13 protein-coding genes are annotated in these 17,920 nt (G+C 28.2%); 7 read left to right on the forward strand and 6 right to left on the reverse strand.

Translation table 11 applies throughout. The features are described from left to right. The first annotated feature begins 423 nt into the window (after positions 1 to 423). Both rocD and ABJG40_RS06820 read left to right on the forward strand, forming a co-directional pair. Positions 424 to 1,668, forward strand: coding sequence for an ornithine--oxo-acid transaminase (gene rocD, locus ABJG40_RS06815; RefSeq protein WP_348023827.1), 1,245 nt, complete (start codon positions 424 to 426; stop codon positions 1,666 to 1,668). A gap of 110 nt (positions 1,669 to 1,778) precedes the next feature. After that, positions 1,779 to 2,219, forward strand: coding sequence for a DUF5362 family protein (locus ABJG40_RS06820; RefSeq protein ID WP_348023828.1), 441 nt, complete (start codon positions 1,779 to 1,781; stop codon positions 2,217 to 2,219). A gap of 4 nt (positions 2,220 to 2,223) precedes the next feature. Here the strand turns inward: ABJG40_RS06820 and ABJG40_RS06825 are convergent, their stop codons facing one another. Further along, positions 2,224 to 4,818: an AsmA-like C-terminal region-containing protein gene (locus tag ABJG40_RS06825; RefSeq protein ID WP_348023829.1), complete on the reverse strand. Its 2,595-nt coding sequence runs from the start codon at positions 4,816 to 4,818 to the stop codon at positions 2,224 to 2,226. 155 nt (positions 4,819 to 4,973) lie between these two features. Then, complete coding sequence (locus ABJG40_RS06830; protein ID WP_348023830.1) at positions 4,974 to 5,297, reverse strand: YbaB/EbfC family nucleoid-associated protein; 324 nt, start codon at positions 5,295 to 5,297, stop codon at positions 4,974 to 4,976. Positions 5,298 to 5,432: 135 nt separating this feature from the next. On the opposite strand from ABJG40_RS06830, the gene ABJG40_RS06835 reads away from it, so the two are divergent. The 3 genes from ABJG40_RS06835 to ABJG40_RS06845 all read left to right on the forward strand — a co-directional run bounded on the left by ABJG40_RS06835 (position 5,433) and on the right by ABJG40_RS06845 (position 10,031). Next, positions 5,433 to 7,547 (forward strand): S9 family peptidase, encoded by a 2,115-nt coding sequence (locus ABJG40_RS06835; RefSeq protein ID WP_348023895.1) that lies wholly within the window; start codon positions 5,433 to 5,435, stop codon positions 7,545 to 7,547. Between the two features lie 159 nt (positions 7,548 to 7,706). Then, the gene (locus tag ABJG40_RS06840; protein ID WP_348023831.1) at positions 7,707 to 8,702 is read left to right on the forward strand and encodes a pyridoxal-phosphate dependent enzyme; all 996 of its coding nucleotides are present in this window, start codon (positions 7,707 to 7,709) and stop codon (positions 8,700 to 8,702) included. 81 nt (positions 8,703 to 8,783) lie between these two features. Continuing rightward, positions 8,784 to 10,031 carry an aminotransferase class I/II-fold pyridoxal phosphate-dependent enzyme gene (locus ABJG40_RS06845; protein WP_348023832.1) on the forward strand — a complete coding sequence of 416 codons (1,248 nt, stop codon included), beginning with the start codon at positions 8,784 to 8,786 and terminating at the stop codon, positions 10,029 to 10,031. Positions 10,032 to 10,319: 288 nt separating this feature from the next. Here ABJG40_RS06845 and ABJG40_RS06850 read toward each other — a convergent pair whose 3' ends face one another. After that, positions 10,320 to 12,140 carry a DEAD/DEAH box helicase gene (locus tag ABJG40_RS06850; RefSeq protein WP_348023833.1) on the reverse strand — a complete coding sequence of 607 codons (1,821 nt, stop codon included), beginning with the start codon at positions 12,138 to 12,140 and terminating at the stop codon, positions 10,320 to 10,322. A gap of 143 nt (positions 12,141 to 12,283) precedes the next feature. Then, positions 12,284 to 13,675, reverse strand: coding sequence for a hypothetical protein (locus ABJG40_RS06855; RefSeq protein WP_348023834.1), 1,392 nt, complete (start codon positions 13,673 to 13,675; stop codon positions 12,284 to 12,286). Between the two features lie 189 nt (positions 13,676 to 13,864). Here ABJG40_RS06855 and ABJG40_RS06860 point away from each other — a divergent pair, with 189 nt between their 5' ends. After that, positions 13,865 to 15,484 (forward strand): ATP-binding cassette domain-containing protein, encoded by a 1,620-nt coding sequence (locus ABJG40_RS06860; RefSeq protein ID WP_348023835.1) that lies wholly within the window; start codon positions 13,865 to 13,867, stop codon positions 15,482 to 15,484. 26 nt (positions 15,485 to 15,510) lie between these two features. Here the strand turns inward: ABJG40_RS06860 and ABJG40_RS06865 are convergent, their stop codons facing one another. Both ABJG40_RS06865 and ABJG40_RS06870 read right to left on the reverse strand, forming a co-directional pair. Beyond that, the gene (locus tag ABJG40_RS06865; protein ID WP_348023836.1) at positions 15,511 to 16,365 is read right to left on the reverse strand and encodes a hypothetical protein; all 855 of its coding nucleotides are present in this window, start codon (positions 16,363 to 16,365) and stop codon (positions 15,511 to 15,513) included. Position 16,366: 1 nt separating this feature from the next. Beyond that, complete coding sequence (locus ABJG40_RS06870; protein WP_348023837.1) at positions 16,367 to 17,308, reverse strand: LysR substrate-binding domain-containing protein; 942 nt, start codon at positions 17,306 to 17,308, stop codon at positions 16,367 to 16,369. A gap of 105 nt (positions 17,309 to 17,413) precedes the next feature. Between ABJG40_RS06870 and ABJG40_RS06875 the strand changes: the two genes are divergently transcribed. Continuing rightward, positions 17,414 to 17,884 carry a Dps family protein gene (locus tag ABJG40_RS06875; RefSeq protein ID WP_348023838.1) on the forward strand — a complete coding sequence of 157 codons (471 nt, stop codon included), beginning with the start codon at positions 17,414 to 17,416 and terminating at the stop codon, positions 17,882 to 17,884. Positions 17,885 to 17,920: the final 36 nt, after the last annotated feature.

Genomic DNA, 17,920 nt, shown 5'->3' on the forward strand with positions numbered 1-17,920 from the left:
GAACAGAAAATTTCTATAATTTTATCATCAGAAATCATAAGCAGAATATTTATTAGTAAATTGAAATTCAGTACTTTAATTTACAAAATATTCTGCTTTTTATTGCTTATTTTTTAAATATCTTACGTCGAACTCACGTTCTTTTAAGTTTGTAATCTGCGTTAGTGATTGAACGGTTTGTTTGAGCTCTTTTACTCTACTTTCAATAAAAATATATTTTTATTGAAAGTAGAGCAAAAAGCGAGTAGTGAAAGCACGACCTTTAGGGAACGCCTAAATAATTTTTATTAGAACTAGTTATTTTATTACTTTTGCAAAACTTCGGGGATGATTTCTTTCCCACGCTGAATTTTCAGTACTCACTGAAAGGATAAAGGTAGAACAGGAATGGTTATATTATTATAAACATTTAAAAGCTTAAAAATGGCTGTTTTAGACAAATTAACTTCGCAAGAAGCAATCGAATTAGAGAACAAATATGGTGCCCACAATTATCATCCACTTCCTGTGGTTTTGAGTAAAGGTGAGGGTGTGTATGTTTGGGATGCAGAAGGAAAAAGATATTACGATTTTTTATCAGCATATTCTGCTGTAAACCAAGGTCATTGTCATCCGAAAATTGTAGATGCAATGGTAAATCAAGCAAAAACTTTAACACTTACTTCGCGTGCGTTTTACAATCACATGTTGGGTAAATATGAAAAATTTGCTACAGAACTTTTTGGTTTCGATAAATTATTACCAATGAATACTGGTGCAGAAGCTGTAGAAACTGCATTAAAACTGTCTAGAAAATGGGCGTATGAAGTAAAAGGAATTGATGAAAACAAAGCAGAAATTATTGTTTGTGAAAACAACTTTCATGGTAGGACTACTACAATTATTTCTTTTTCTAACGATCCTGTTGCTAGAAAGAATTTTGGACCGTATACAAACGGATTTATAAAAATTGAATACGATAATTTACAAGCTTTAGAAGAAACGTTAAAAAGCAGTAAAAATATTGCAGCTTTTTTGGTAGAACCCATACAAGGTGAAGCTGGAGTGTATGTGCCTTCTAACGGATATTTAGAGGCTGCAAAAGAATTATGTACAAAACACAATGTTTTATTTATTGCTGATGAAGTGCAAACGGGTATTGCAAGAACAGGTAAAATGTTGGCTGTAGATCATGAAAACGTGCAACCAGATGTTTTAATTTTAGGTAAAGCTTTAAGTGGAGGAGCCTACCCTGTTTCTGCAGTTTTAGCAAATGATAATATTATGAATGTTATTAAACCAGGAAATCATGGGTCTACTTTTGGAGGAAACCCAATTGCTGCTGCTGTTGCAATTGCTGCTTTAGAAGTGGTTGCTGATGAAAAGTTAGCAGAAAATGCTGAGGTTTTAGGTCAGATTTTTAGAAGTGAATTAGCAACTTTTGCTGAAGAAAATCAGTTGGTAAAATCTGTTAGAGGAAAAGGTTTATTAAACGCTGTTTTAATTAACGATACTGAAGAAAGCTCTACAGCTTGGGATATTTGTATGAAATTAAGAGATAATGGTTTGTTAGCAAAACCTACACATGGAAATATTATTCGTTTTGCACCACCTTTGGTAATGAACAAAGCGCAATTACAAGACTGTATTTCTATTATAAAGAAAACAATTACTGAGTTTAAGAAATAAGAAAATTTCTATATAAATTTTAGCCACAGATTCACAAATAATTAAATGTGAATTTGTGGCTTCTTTTTTTTGTTTATTTTTGATGAAAACAACATTGAATAATTTTTATTATGATAAACAACCCTATTACACAATTAGAACAGTTAACGTTAACAAGTACAGCCAAAAGTTTTTTAAGGGAAACTGCTAGATGGTCTAAATTTTTAGCAATTATTGGTTTTATCTTAATTGGTTTGATGTTGATATTTGCTGCTTTTGCAACGACTATTTTTGATATGGCAGCTAAAATGCAACCTAGAGTTCCAGAATATTTAGGATTAACAATGTCTATAGTTTATTTATTATTAGCAATAATTTACTTTTTTCCTGTGTATTATTTACTTCAGTTTTCTACCAAAATGAAAAAGGCATTAGTTTCTAAAAGTGATGATATTTTGGCGAAATCTTTTGAAATGTTAAAGTCTCATTATAAGTTTATTGGTGTATTTACTATTATAACAATATCTCTATATGTGCTTTTATTTATTGTTTCTGCTTTAGGAGCACTATAGAAAATTAGTTTTTCTTTTTACCAAATAAACCACCTAAAACATCTTTTACTTTATTAGTAACATTACTTTGTTTAGTAGTGTCTTTTTTAGTGATTTTATTTCCTATAAGATCAAGTAATTTGTCTTTTCCTTGGTTTAATAAACTGGCTTTTTGCTTTGCTACCAAATCTTTAATTAAAGTTGAAGTTGCATCTTTTAAATTTGATGAAAAACTTGGGCTGCTAAAACTTCCTTTTAAGCTTCCTTTTACAGGAATACTTTTTATTGAAGCAGCGTCTTTTGGTGTTAATTTAGATATTAAACTAGTTACTTCTGTACCTAAATATTTTACAGGAACATCAAAAACAATATCGTAATTCATAGATTGATCAAAACCATGTGTTCCACCAATTTCCATTTTAATGTCTTTATAAGTTAACGGAATTGGTTTTACAGTAACTACACCTTTATCGAAAGAAAAAACACCATTTATTCCGTCTAAATTTAAATTATCAATATTTAAAAAATCGACTTTATTTTCTAATAAAGAAAGTACTTTAGAGTTGCTTCCATTTAATTTTGGATTTAATAATTTACCGAATAAATTACCAGAAATGGTTTTTAAATCAGGAGTCATATCATCCTTTAAATTTCCAGAAAGTGTAATTGTAGAATTTACTTTTCCATCAACAGTTTTTGCAATGGGAGCAATCGATCCTAGCATGTCTAAAGTGCTAAAAGAATCGCCAATATTTAATTGTTGTAAGTTTAAATCCATCTTAAAAGTAGATTTATCACCTTTTGTATTTACATTTCCGTTAAAAGCAATTTTACCACCAAAAATATCTGATTTTAAGTTTTGTAGTTCTACTGTTTCATTTTTAATAAAAAGATCTCCAGAAACGTTAGAGAGATTGATATTGTCATACACCACTTTTTTTGCATTTGCATTCAGTTTTACATCAAGAAAAGATGGAATTTTTAATGAAGAGGTTGTTGTAGTTTCTACTTCTGAAGAATTTTCTGCATCAACAAAATCAGCAACAATAAGGTTGTTAGAACTTAAATTAAAGTTTCCTTTTAAAACTTCGTCTTTAAAAATAAATCCGTAGAAATTATTTATATTTCCTTTAATAGATATATCTGAGGAACCTGTTTTTGCTTCAAACTCATTTAGTTTTATAGCATTTGAATTAAATGAAATTTGTGTTTTATTAATTAAAAATGGATTTGCAACATCATTTCCTTCGTATTTAAAATCGCTCATCGTAATTTTACCAGCGTTTTTAATTTTCTGATAATTTCCTTTTTCAACGGAATTCATATCAAAATTAGTTGTAATATCTGCTTGTAAAATTCCTGCCAATTCTTTTTCTAAAGGAGTAGGATACACTTTGCCAATATTGGCTAAATTAATAGTTCCTTTTGCTGCAATATTTACTGTTGGATTTGTGGTAATGTTTTTTACATTTCCGTTTGCAGAAAATACATCTTCATCAATTTTAAAGTTTAGTTTGTTTATAGAAACATACGTGTCTTTTACAAAACCAGTTTTGTTTGTTATTTTAGAATCGATATTTATATGCTCTACAGATTTAGGTAAATCTGCATATTTAAAAAGTGCGTTTTTAGATGAAATATTTACGTCGAAAGCAGGAATTGTTTTTTCTGATAAAGTTCCTTTTACAATTCCATTTACTTCAAAATTACCTTCAGTTTTAATCGTATTTAAATTCCCTGCATATTGTTTTGGTAATAATGCTAGGGCATTTTTAAAAGAAGAGGTTGGCGTTTTAAAACTAAGGTCATACAACTGATTATCATCAGTTAACTGAATAAAACCATTAAATTCTAAAGGCAGTTGATTAATGTAACCTGTGTTTTCTTTAAAAGAATATTTACTGTTTTTTAAATCGATACCCAGTATTGCATCAAGAGAAACTTTAACGTTGTTCACGTAATTGGTTTTATCTAAATCTAAAGATAAAAAAGCTATTGTTTTTGTATCTAAATTAAAGATTTCTTCTGCTAAATTCCCTTTACCTGAATGATTGATTTTTGTGAGACTTAGCTTTGTATTAGAACTTCTGTCTATATAATTAAAATTGATATTAGAAAGCGTATATTCATTAATATTTAATGAAAAAGAACTGTTTGCAGAGGTTGTTGTATTTTCTTCGTTAGCAATGGCAATATCATAATTGCCATTTCCTTTTTTATCAAAAATAATATTGATGTTTCCATCATAAGAATTAATACTTTTTATAGAAATTGGTTCATTTTCTTTCTTAAAAAGTTCTATAATTTTCATATCTAAACTCAATGCTTTTGCATTAAATAAAGTGTCGCCTAAAAAAGGAGCTTTATTAGTTATAGCTAAATCACTAACGGTTAAGCTAACTAAAGGAAAACTCTTTATTAGACTTAAGTCTGCATCTTTAAAAGTAACATTTGCATGTACATTGTTATTAATAGTATTGCTTACCATTTCTACAATTTTATCTTTAAATAAATAAGGAATTGTTACTAAAGCAATTATAAATAGTATGGCAACACCTGTAAACCATTTTAAGATTTTTTTACCTAAGCTTTTTTTCTTTTTCTCTGTTTTCATCATCATTCTTATTCTTGGTTTAAAGTAGTAGCAAAAATATACTTTCTATACGCTATACTATGTTTATAGAACGTTAAATATGTCTATTTTATATAAAAACACACACAATAAATTTTATTAAAACGATTGTGTTATATCGTTTTTAATTTAAGTAACTAGTGTTATTTAAACATGTCCATTCCTGGTATGTTAGGCATGCCGTTTTTAGCTGCAGCAGCCATTTCTATTTCATTTATTTTAGTAGCTTTTTCTATAGCTTTGTTTAAAGTTACAATTAAGTAATCTTCTAATTCTTCAGCATCAGAAAGTAAAGATTTGTTTATAGAAATAGATTTAATTTCTCTATTTGCAGTTAGTGTTACTTTTATTTTTTGGTCTGTAGATACTTCATCAACTAATACAGAGTTAAGTCTAACTTTTGTTTCTTCTACTTTTTGTTGTGCATCTTTTAATTTATTCATCATTCCTGATAAGTCTCCAAACATTTTTTTTGTTTTTTATAGTTCTAATACAAATTTACTATATTTATAGGTATTCTAAATCATCTAAAAATGAGAAAAATAGTTATTACCTTCATGCTTATTAGTCTTACATTTGCAATCGCTTGTAAAGATTATACAATGAAAAATATAGATATAAATGCTCCTGTTGCAGAAAAAATAGCTCAAAAGCTAGAAAAACATGGAGATGTTAGAATAGATAATTACTTTTGGATGCGTTTAACAGACGAACAAAAAAATGCAAAAAATAAAGACGCACAAACTCAAAAAGTAGTTAATTATTTAGAAGAAGAAAACGCTTACTATAAAGAAGTAACCAAATATAGTGAAGTTTTTAGAGATGAGTTGTTTGAAGAGATGAAAGGAAGAATTAAAGAAGATGATTCTTCTGTGCCTTATAAAGATAATGGGTATTTTTATATTACAAGTTATCAAAAAGGAAAACAATACCCAATTTTTAGTAGAAAGAAAAAAAGTTTAGAAGCAGATGAAGAGGTATTGTTTAATGTAAATGAAATGGCTAAAGACTATGATTATTACCAATTAGGGGGTTTAAATGTTTCTAATGATAATAAATTAATTGCTTTTGCTACAGATACTGTAAGTAGAAGACAATATTTTTTAAGAATAAAAAACTTAGAAACAGGGAAAATTTATAATGATATAATAGAGAATACTACAGGTGGTTCTGTATGGGCAAGTGATAATAAAACTATTTTTTACACAAAAAAAGACCCAGTAACTCTTAGAAGTGAAAAAATTTATAGACATGTTTTAGGTACCCCAACATCTGAAGATGTTGAAGTTTTTCATGAAAAAGATGAAACTTTTGGAGTGTATGTTACTAAATCAAAATCTAATGAATATATAATTATAGGCTCTTACAGTACAGTATCAACTGAAGCAAGGTATTTAAAAGCAGATAATCCAACAGGAGAGTTTACAGTTGTACAACCAAGACAAAGAGATTTAGAATATTCAATTTCACATTTTGGAGATTATTTTTATTTGTTAACAAATAAAGATGATGCAACCAATTTTAAATTGATGAAAACTCCTGTTAATGAGACTTCTAAAGATAATTGGGTAGACGTTATACCACATAGAAATAATACGTTATTAGAAGATTTTTCTATATTTAAAGAATATTTAGTGCTAGAAGAACGTACCAATGGATTAAGTAAAGTTAGAATTAAACGTTGGGATAAAACGGAAGATTATTATTTACCATTTACTGAAGAAACTTATTCTGTAGGCGTATATGCTAATCCAGATTTTAATACAGATATTATTAGATATTCTTATAATTCGTTTACAACCCCCAGTTCTGTTATAGATTTTAACATGAAAGATAAGTCTAAAGATGTTAAAAAAGAACAAGAAGTACTAGGAGGAAAATTTAAAAAAGAAAACTATAAGAGCGAACGTATTTGGGCTACTACAAGAGATGGAAAAAAAGTTGCAATTTCAATAGTATACCATAAAGATACTAAGATAAATAAAAACACTCCAATATTGCAGTATGCATACGGTTCTTATGGTTATACAATACCAGACAATTTTTCTACTACACGTTTAAGCTTACTAGATAGAGGTTTTGTTTATGCTTTAGCTCACATTCGTGGAAGCCAATACTTAGGAAGAGAATGGTATGAAGATGGTAAAATGTTAAATAAAAAAAATACGTTTAACGATTTTGTAGATTGTTCTCAATATTTAATAGATAATAATTATACATCTCCAGAACATTTATATGCAATGGGAGGTTCTGCAGGAGGATTATTAATGGGAGCAGTTGTAAACATGAACCCAGAATTATATAATGGTATTATTGCATCTGTACCTTTTGTAGATGTAGTTTCTACAATGTTAGATGACAGTATTCCACTAACTACTGGAGAGTATGATGAATGGGGTAACCCTAATGATAAAGAATATTACGAGTATATAAAATCATATTCACCTTACGATCAAGTAGAACAAAAAGAATATCCTAACATTTTAGTTACAACTGGTTTTCATGATTCTCAAGTACAATATTGGGAGCCAGCAAAATGGGTAGCAAAACTACGTGAACTAAAAACAGATAATAACTTACTTTTGTTAGATACAAATATGGAAGCAGGACATGGTGGTGCATCTGGAAGATTTGATGCTTTAAAAGAAACAGCAAAAATGTATACTTTCTTTTTATCTCTAGAAGGTAAATTAAATGCTGTAGAAATTAAGTCTTAATTCAATTTAAATAATTAAACTATTAAACGTACTTTTGCGTTTGAAATCAAAGAAAAATAAGTGTCATTACAAGTTTAATGTAGCAGTCATTTTATCTTAGCATAAGATAAAGATTTATATATTTTTTGTAATGACATTTACTTTGAGAATAGTGATAGTATGACTAGAAATAACGGAATTACAAATTCAATATTAGAGTTAGTAGGAGAAACACCACTAATTAAACTCCATAAAATAACCAAAAACTTACCAGGCTCATATTACGCAAAATTTGAAGCTTTTAATCCTGGGCATTCAGCTAAAGATAGAATTGCTTTACATATTGTAGAAGATGCAGAAAAAAAAGGCATTCTAAAAAAAGGAGCAACTATTGTAGAAACCACTTCTGGAAATACCGGTTTTAGCTTAGCAATGATAAGTATTGTTAAAGGATATAAATGCATTTTAGCAGTAAGTGATAAATCATCTAGAGACAAAATAGACTTATTAAAATCAATGGGAGCAGAAGTACATGTTTGTCCTGCAAATGTACCACCAGAAGACCCAAGATCTTATTACGAAGTAGCAAAGACAATTCATAGAAAAACGAGTAATTCTGTTTATATCAACCAATATTTTAATGAGTTAAATATAGAAGCTCATTATAGAACAACAGGTCCAGAAATTTGGGAACAAACAGATGGAAAAATAACGCATTTGGTTGTAGCTAGTGGTACAGGAGGAACAATTTCTGGAACCGGAAAATTTTTAAAAGAACAAAACCCAAATATTAAAATTTTAGGAGTAGATGCTATTGGTTCTGTACTAAAAAAATATCATGAAACTAGAGAGTTGGATTTAAATGAAGTAAGCCCTTATAAAATAGAAGGTTTAGGTAAAAATTTAATTCCAACAGCTACAGACTTTGATGTAATAGATATTTACGAAAAAGTATCAGATAAAGACGCAGCTTTAGAAGCAAGAAAAATTGTTAAAAAAGAAGGGATGTTCCCTGGGTATACAAGCGGTGCAGTAATGAGAGCTACTAAGCAATATGCAACTAAAGAAATGTTTAATAAAGACAGTATGGTGGTTTTAATATTTCCAGATCATGGATCTCGCTATATGAACAAGATTTATAGTGATGATTGGATGAAGCAAAACAATTTTCTATAAGATTATTGAGCGCTTAACAATTTGATAAACTGCAAAAAAAGCGGTTACTTTGCAGTTCAAAAAAAAATCAAAAATAAAAAAATGACGAAAGATTTATTTGAAAGAATAGAAGCAGATAAAGGACCTCTTGGTAAATGGGCTAAACAAGCAGAAGGCTACTATGTTTTTCCTAAATTAGAAGGACCTATCTCTAACAGAATGTCTTTTAATGGTAAAAAAGTAGTTACTTGGAGTATAAATGATTATTTAGGTTTAGCAAATCATCCAGATGTTTTAAAAGCAGATGGAGATGCAGCTGCAGAACATGGTATGGCTTATCCAATGGGAGCTAGAATGATGTCTGGTCATACTCCTTATCACGAGCAATTAGAAAGAGAATGTGCAGAATTTGTAGAAAAAGACGCTGCATATTTAGTAAACTTTGGTTACCAAGGTATGGTATCTGCAATTGATGCTTTAGTTACAAAAAATGATATTATAGTATATGACATGGATACACATGCATGTATTATAGATGGGGTTCGTTTACATGCAGGTAAGCGTTTTGTTTATAAGCATAATGACATGGAGAGTTTTGAAAAAAACATTAAACGTGCCAAAAAAATGGCAGAAAAAACAGGTGGAGGAATTTTAGTGATTTCTGAAGGTGTTTTTGGTATGCGTGGAGAACAAGGTCGTTTAAAAGAAATTGTTTCATTTAAAAAAGAATATAACTTTAGGCTTTTAGTAGACGATGCTCATGGTTTTGGAACCTTAGGAAAAGATGGTAAAGGAACAGGTTTTGAGCAAGGTGTTCAAGATGAAATAGATGTTTATTTTGCAACTTTCGCAAAATCAATGGCAGGTATTGGGGCCTTCTTTGCAGGAAACAAAGAAGTAATTCAGTATTTACAATACAATATGCGTTCTCAAATGTTTGCAAAATCATTACCAATGGCAATGGTTAAAGGCGCATTAAAGCGTTTAGATATGTTACGTACAATGCCAGAGTTAAAAACTAAGTTATGGGATAATACTAATGCTTTACAATCTGGATTACGTAATGCTGGTTTCGATTTAGGAACAACACAAACATGTATTACACCAGTATTCTTAAAAGGAGAAATACCTGAAGCTATGGCAATGGTAAATGATTTACGTGAAAACCACGGAATTTTTTGTTCAATTGTTGTGTATCCAGTAATCCCAAAAGGATTAATTATTTTAAGATTAATACCTACAGCAACACATACTCAAGAAGATATTGATGAAACTATTGCTGCTTTTTCTGCAATTAGAGAAAATTTAGAAAATGGTACTTATAAAAAGATTGCAGCTGCAATAGTATAATTAATAGCAAAATAAATAATATAAAACCTCCTGTTTTTTGGAGTTTTCTTATTTATATAAAAAAATATAGAAAGGTTTTAAGTAAAAAAGTTTACAAGAATTTTATTTAAAAAATTCTAAACTAAAAGAAAAGGTTAATAAGAGTTTTTTTTTGAACATTTTACTCTTATTGTAATTTTCAAATGCCCCCCGCTTTATGAAATCCTTTTCTAAACTTATTAATAAAAAGAATTTATTATACAAAAAAAAGCCTCATTACTAAATAGTAATGAGGCTTTTTTTTGTTTTTTAACGTTCTCTACGTCTTCTACCAAATCCACCAGAATTTCTATCTCCTGAATTTTTTGGTCTATCAGAAGAACGTCTATCAGATCTTCTACCACCACCATCATTACTTCTTGAAGAGTTTTCAGAACTTCTACGTCTTCCAAATCCACCATCTTTTTTACCAAAAGGTTTTTTTCCGCCTCTTCTTCGTCCACCACCAGAACCACCAGAGCGTTCTTTTTTAGTGATTTCTATATTTACAGATCTACCATCAAAATCTGGTCTGTTACTAGAAAAAGCTTCTAATGTTTTGTCTTCGAAATTTTTATCTAGCTCAAAGAAAGAAAAAGTATCTAAAATATCAATAGCACCAATTTCTATTTTATCTCCTATGTTTTGATCGTTAATTAAACCGATTAATTTAGCAGGATTTAAGCTGTCTTTTCTACCAATATTGATAAAGAAACGAGTCATGTTTTCATTAACCGTTCTTGCTCTTGAGTTATCTCTAGAAGATAAATCATTTAAATCTTTAGCATTTTCATAATATGCTAACATTGTATTAAACTCTAAAGAAACAAACTTTTTAATTAATTCTTCTCTGTCTAGAGTTTCTAATTTTTCGTAAATATTAGGTAAGAACTCATTAATTTGAGATTCGTTAACTTCTATATTTTGAACTTTATCTATTAAGTGCATTAATTGATTCTGACAAATTTCTTTACCAGAAGGCACTTTAGTTTCAATAAATTTCTTTTTTATAATTCTTTCTATCGGTCTTAATTTCCCTTTTTCTTTTCCGTTTACTAAAACAATAGAAATACCTTTGTTACCAGCTCTACCAGTTCTACCACTTCTGTGGTTATAGTTTTCTATTTGATCTGGTAATTTATGATTGATAACGTGTGTTAATTCAGTAACATCCAATCCACGAGCGGCAACGTCTGTTGCTACTAAAATTTGAATTGTTTTCTTACGGAATTTACCCATAACAGAATCTCTTTGCGCTTGAGATAAATCTCCGTGTAAAGAATCTGCGTTGTATCCGTCTTTAATTAAGTTATCTGCAACTTCTTGAGTTTCTCTACGAGTTCTACAAAAGATAATTGCGTAAATATTAGGGTTTAAATCTGCAATTCTTTTTAATGCAGGGTAACGAGTTCTTTCTGTAACAGAATAATACTCATGACTTACATTGTCTGATCCTTGATTTTTTTCACCAGAAGTAATTTCTACTGGTTTAGTCATGTAGTTTCTTGCAATGGCTTCTACTTCTCTTGGAAATGTTGCAGAAAATAATAAAGTTTGTTTAGAATCTGGAGTAGCATCTAAAACGCTATCTAATTCATCTTTAAACCCCATGTTTAACATCTCATCAGCTTCATCTAAAACTAACCATTGTACGTTACCTAACTTTAAAGCTCTTCTGTTAATTAAATCTACAGTTCTACCTGGAGTACCAACTACAATTTGAGATCCTCTTTTTAAAGATCTAATTTGATCTTCCATACTAGAACCACCGTAAACAGTAGTTACTTTTATGTCTTTAATATATTTACAAAAATCTTTGATGTTATTACCAATCTGAACTGCAAGTTCTCTAGTTGGTGATAAAATAATTGCTTGTACATTGTTGTTTGAAGGATCTAAAAGCTCTAATATAGGTAAACTAAAAGCTGCTGTTTTTCCTGTTCCTGTTTGTGCAAATGCTTTTAAATCGTCTGTTGAAGAAATAATTTGCGGGATTGCTTTTTCTTGAATAACGGTTGGTTTTTCGTAACCTAAATCCGTCAATGCTCTGTTAATCGGTTCTTTTAAACCTAATTCTAAAAATGTTGACATTACTGTGTTTTTTTGGATTCACAGAACGCCGACCTGCAAACCCGATTATAAATTCGACCTGATTATTAATGAGTTATACTCAAAATAAAAATCGTGCAAAGATACTGTAATTTAAATAGATAACTAATATTTAGTAAAAATAATTAGTTTTTACTTAATTTTTTTAAATAAGGTTCTAGATTTTTAGGAGATATAGAACCATAGCCATTTATTACTTTACCTTGTTTATTTATTAAAATAGAACGTGGCATTTTGCTAGTTAAAAACTTGTGAGCTTCGCTATTATGATCTAAATAAAATTGATTTTTAATATCTAATTTTTGAATTCTATCTCCTTTTTTACCTTGTATTAATATTTGTATAAATTTAATATTTGGATACGTTTTAGATAAATAATTGATTCTGGGAATAATGTAAGATCTAGAAACATACTTAGGGTTCCAAAAGAATAGTAAAGTATTTTTACCTTTAACGATATCAAAAACCTGTAGTTTTGTATTTGAATAATTTACTAAGCTAAAATTTGGTAAATAATTATTTGTTGTAATAGCTTTAGTGTCTTCAATTAACTTGTTTACCAGTTCTTTATCTTCTAAACTAGTAGTTAAAGTAAAGAAAGTATTAAAAGCTTTAGTGTTAAGTTCACAGTTAGATTTATTGTAAAAATGGCTAATTATAGTTTGTCTTAAAAATGCATTTTTAGATCTTTTTGTGGTAATTTCTTTATCAATTATGTTTAATAAATCTACAGTAAATTCTGATGAGTATTTATTTTTTATAGGTGCATGACCTAAAGCATATGTTTTGTTGTATAAATAATATCTGATGTACTTAGAGTAAGGGGGGTAATACATTAAAGAGTCTTTATCAATAGATATTTTATTTCTGTAATTATAAAATGTTTTGTTTAAAGTAGGAAAATTACCATCTTCAGTATATTTAACATTAAGAATTGGGTACCTTTCTATTCTAGAATAAATAGGAAAAGTTAGCGCTGTTTTTAATGTTTGTTTAAATCCTAATGTTTCTTTTGGATGTTTATCTATATATTCTTTATAAGTATTTAATTTTAAGTCAATTAAAGAATCAATTTTTTCTTTAAATTTAATAGGAGGTAATTTATTGTATTCGTAAAATAGTTTTTTATCATTTTCTTCTTCTAAAAAACAGTCAATCAAAATATTATTTCTTTCAGCACCTTTACCAGCAAAGACTAAAGATTCATCAAAATCCCAAGTATTTAAGCGTATCATAACACTATCTGCACTTTCTAAATAAACATGTTGTTTTTCATTACCATGTATAAAATAGTACAAACCTTCATTATCGTTTTCTATCTTACCTAAAAACTTATTGTCTTTTCCTAAAAATAAAGTATCTATTACTTTTTCCATAGAATATAACACAACATGGTTCGATTTTGGATTTATAATTTTGCCTCCAAAATAGGTAGTAGTATTATTTGAAACAGAATTACAGCCTACAAAAGCAGTAAAAGCAAATAATAAAATTAAACGAAATAAATATTTAATCATGTACAATGAGTATGTTTACTAAATGACAAAGTTAATTATACATTATAGCTATTCTTGTTAATTCATTGTTAAAATACTTCTAAAAAAACACTTATAAAGGGTAAATAATATTTATTAAAAACCATTGAAAATCAAGAGTAAAAGATAAATCAAATTTGTACTTTTGCAGAAATTTTAAAAAATTAAAAAATGTTATCAGTTTCTAACTTATCTGTACAATTCGGTAAAAGGGTTTTGTTTGATGATGTAAATACAAAATTTCAAACAGGAAATTGTTATGGAATTATTGGAGCCAATGGTGCAGGAAAATCTACTTTCTTAAAAATTATTTCTGGTGTACAAGAACCTACATCTGGTCAAGTACATTTAGAAAAAGGAAAAAGAATGTCTGTGTTAACACAAGATCATTATGCATTTGATGAGTACCCTGTGCTAGAAACAGTTGTTAGAGGTAATAAAGATTTGTTTAAAATAAAAAAACAAATTGATGATTTGTATGCAGACTATACAGATGAAAATGCAGAGAAAATAGGAGAGCTTCAAATAGTTTTTGAAGAAATGAATGGTTGGAATGCAGATTCTGATGCAGCCGCAATGTTATCTAACTTAGGTATTTCTGAAGAATATCATTATACATTAATGAAAGATTTAGATGGTAAGCAAAAAGTACGTGTATTAATTGCACAAGCTCTTTTTGGAAACCCTGATGTACTTATAATGGATGAGCCTACCAATGATTTAGATTTCGAAACAATTGCTTGGTTAGAAAACTTTATAGCAAATTTTGATAACTGTGTTATTGTAGTTTCTCACGATAGGCACTTTTTAGATGCAGTTTGTACACATATTTCTGATATTGATTTTGGTAAAATAAACCATTTTTCTGGTAATTATACTTTTTGGTACGAATCTAGCCAATTAGCCTCTAGACAAAGAGCGCAACAGAATAAAAAAGCAGAAGAGAAAAAGAAAGAATTAGAAGAGTTTATTCGACGTTTTTCTGCAAATATGGCAAAGTCTAAGCAAGCAACTTCTCGTAAAAAAATGATTGATAAGTTAAATGTAGAAGAAATTAAACCTTCTAGTAGACGTTACCCTGCCATTATTTATAAAAGTGATAGAGAAGCAGGAGATCAGATTTTAAATGTAGAAGATTTATCAAAAGAATTTGAAGGAGAAAAATTATTTGATAAAGTTCATATAAATTTAAATAAAGGAGATAAAGTAGCTATTATTTCTAAAAATTCTAGAGCTGTAACGGCTTTTTATCAAGTTATTACTGGTAATGAAGCAGCAGATGGTGGTAAATTTGATTGGGGAGTTACTACTACACAATCTTACTTACCATTAGATAACGCTGCATTTTTTCAAAATGGAGAATTAAACTTGGTAGATTGGTTAAGACAATATGCTCAAACAGAAGAAGAGCGTGAAGAAGTTTTCTTAAGAGGTTTTTTAGGAAAAATGATTTTTTCTGGAGAAGAAGCTTTAAAGAAAAGTAATGTGCTTTCTGGTGGAGAAAAAGTGCGTTGTATGTTGTCTAGAATGATGATGAAAAGAGCTAATATTTTAGTTTTAGATGAACCAACAAATCATTTAGATTTAGAATCTATACAAGCATTAAACAATTCATTAATTAACTTTAAAGGAACAGTTTTGTTTACTACTCATGATCATGAGTTTGCGCAAACTGTAGCCAATAGAGTTATAGAGTTAACACCTAAAGGTGTTATAGATAGATATGCAACTTTTGATGAATATTTAGCAGACCCAAAGGTTAAAGAATTAAGAGATAAAATGTATTCTTAATAATTTATACACATAAAAAAAGGAAGCTATTTAGCTTCCTTTTTTGGTAATTTACTTGGAGCATAAAATTTATCATTCCAATATTTCATTATATATATACCACTATATTTATGTTGTAATGTTGTGTAAACTCTTAATTCAGTTTTTTCTTTTTCATATATAGCTTTAAATCTGTATATAATTTGATACTTTTTGTCTGTTAAAACTTCATATAGCTTATAGCTAATTAATTTTCCTAATCTGTTTTTAGTTTCTAAACATGCATCATGAATTTTTTTATTGGTAAGAGAGTTAATCAATCTGTTGGTAGCAATTTTATTATTTAGTTTTAAATAATTTCTTTTTTCACAATTTTTAAAAGTTTTCTCTAAAAATAACTTAGCTTTAGTGATATTTTTTGATGAAATTTCTTTTAAAGCATTTAATGGATTTTCGCTAACCTTATAGTATTTGTTATACCAAAAAGATTTACAAATTATTTCATCAATTTTATTAGTTTTATTAACTTTTACTCTAATTTCTGAATAAAAATCTACTTTACTAAATTTTACCTTTATCCTAAATGTTAATGTAGAATTTTCATCAATTAAAACTTGCTCTACATTATAAGAACTTAATAAACCAAATTTTTCATAAACAGATTTAATGTACGCTGTTATGTTATCTTTAGATTTATCATTTAAAAAATGATTTGAAAAAATATTTTTTGAAAATTCAGGTATTTCATCTTTTCTATAGGTACTAAAAATATTATAAGTTGACTTATTTACAATTTTTAATAAATCAATATCTACAGAATCTTTTCCAACTTTCTTTAAATTTTGAGAGAAGGTTTTAAAAGAGAATAAAATTACTAAAAATGTTAGAATAAATTTTTTCATACTATTTTTTCTGTAAAGGGCTAATAATTTTAACATCAGAAAAAGAAATAGCACCTCTAATAACACCATCAATTGTTTTCTTTAAAGCTTCAATTAATTGCATTTTTAATTGCGATTTGTGGTATATTAAACTCACTTCTCTTGCAGGAGGAGGGTTTGTAAATTCACGTAAATGACTTTTGTCTACATCATTTAAATCTAATGTGTGTAAATAAGGTAAAAGAGTCATGCCTAAACCTTCTTTAGAAAGTTTTATTAACGTATCAAAACTTCCACTTTCTAGTTGAAACCCTTTTTTGTTATCAATTTTATGAGTTCTACATAAGTTTATAACACTGTCTTTAAAACAATGTCCATCTTCAAGAAGTAAAATGTCTTCCATTTCTAATTCATCAGAAGAAATATTTTTTTGATTAAAAAGTCTATGGTTTTGAGGCACTAAACCAACAAAAGGTTCGTAATATAGTGGTCTTTCTTTTATAGTTTCATTTTCTAAAGGAGTAGCTGCAAGAGCTGCATCTATATGTCCATCAGAAAGTTTTCGTACAATTTCTTCAGTAGTTAATTCTTCAATAATTAACTTTACTTTAGGATATTTTTTTGTAAAATTTTGTAAAAACATTGGTAAAAGAGTAGGCATAATTGTAGGTATAATACCTAATTTAAACTCACCACCAATATATCCTTTTTGTTGATGTACAATATCTAAAATTCTATTGCTTTCATCTACAATAACTTTAGCTTGCTCAACTATTTTTTTACCAACTTGTGTAAGTTCAATTGGTTTTTTAGAACGATTAAAAATCTTAACTTCTAGTTCGTCTTCTAATTTTTGTATTTGCATACTTAATGTAGGTTGAGTAACAAAACTATGTTCTGCAGCAACCGTAAAGTTTTGATATTCTGCAACTGATAAAACGTATTTTAATTGAGTAATTGTCATCTTAGATAAAAATTTTTGATAAAGATATTAAATCTATCAATCATAACTATAACTTATCGTAAATATTTTGTTATAAATTTGGTTTATCAAACAAAATCTATAAAAATGAACAAAACAATATTAGGATTAGACAAAAAAGAAACTGCAAATTTAGTTAAAGAACTAAATGGTTTATTATCAAATTTTCAAATTTATTATCAAAATTTAAGAGGTTTACATTGGAATATTAAAGGGAAGAATTTCTTTGAATTACATGTAAAGTTTGAAGAATTTTACACAGATTCTCAAGTTAAAATTGATGAAATTGCAGAACGTATTTTAACATTACAAGGTAAACCTTTACATACCTTTACAGATTATATAAATTTAGCTTCTGTACCTGTTGGTAAAGATATTTCTAATGATGTAGAAGGAGTAGAATTAGTAGTTAATTCACTTTCAGAATTATTAAAAATTGAAAGAGTTATTTTAGAATCTTCTGGAGATGCTAATGATGAAGGAACAAATTCTATGATGAGTGATTTTATTGCTGAACAAGAAAAAACAATTTGGATGCTAAATTCTTGGTTAGGATAGTAAAAAAAGAATTTAAAATAAAAAAAGAGGAGCTCA

Origin of the sequence: Polaribacter sp. (genome assembly GCF_039939415.1) — a bacterium.
Classification (GTDB): domain Bacteria; phylum Bacteroidota; class Bacteroidia; order Flavobacteriales; family Flavobacteriaceae; genus Polaribacter.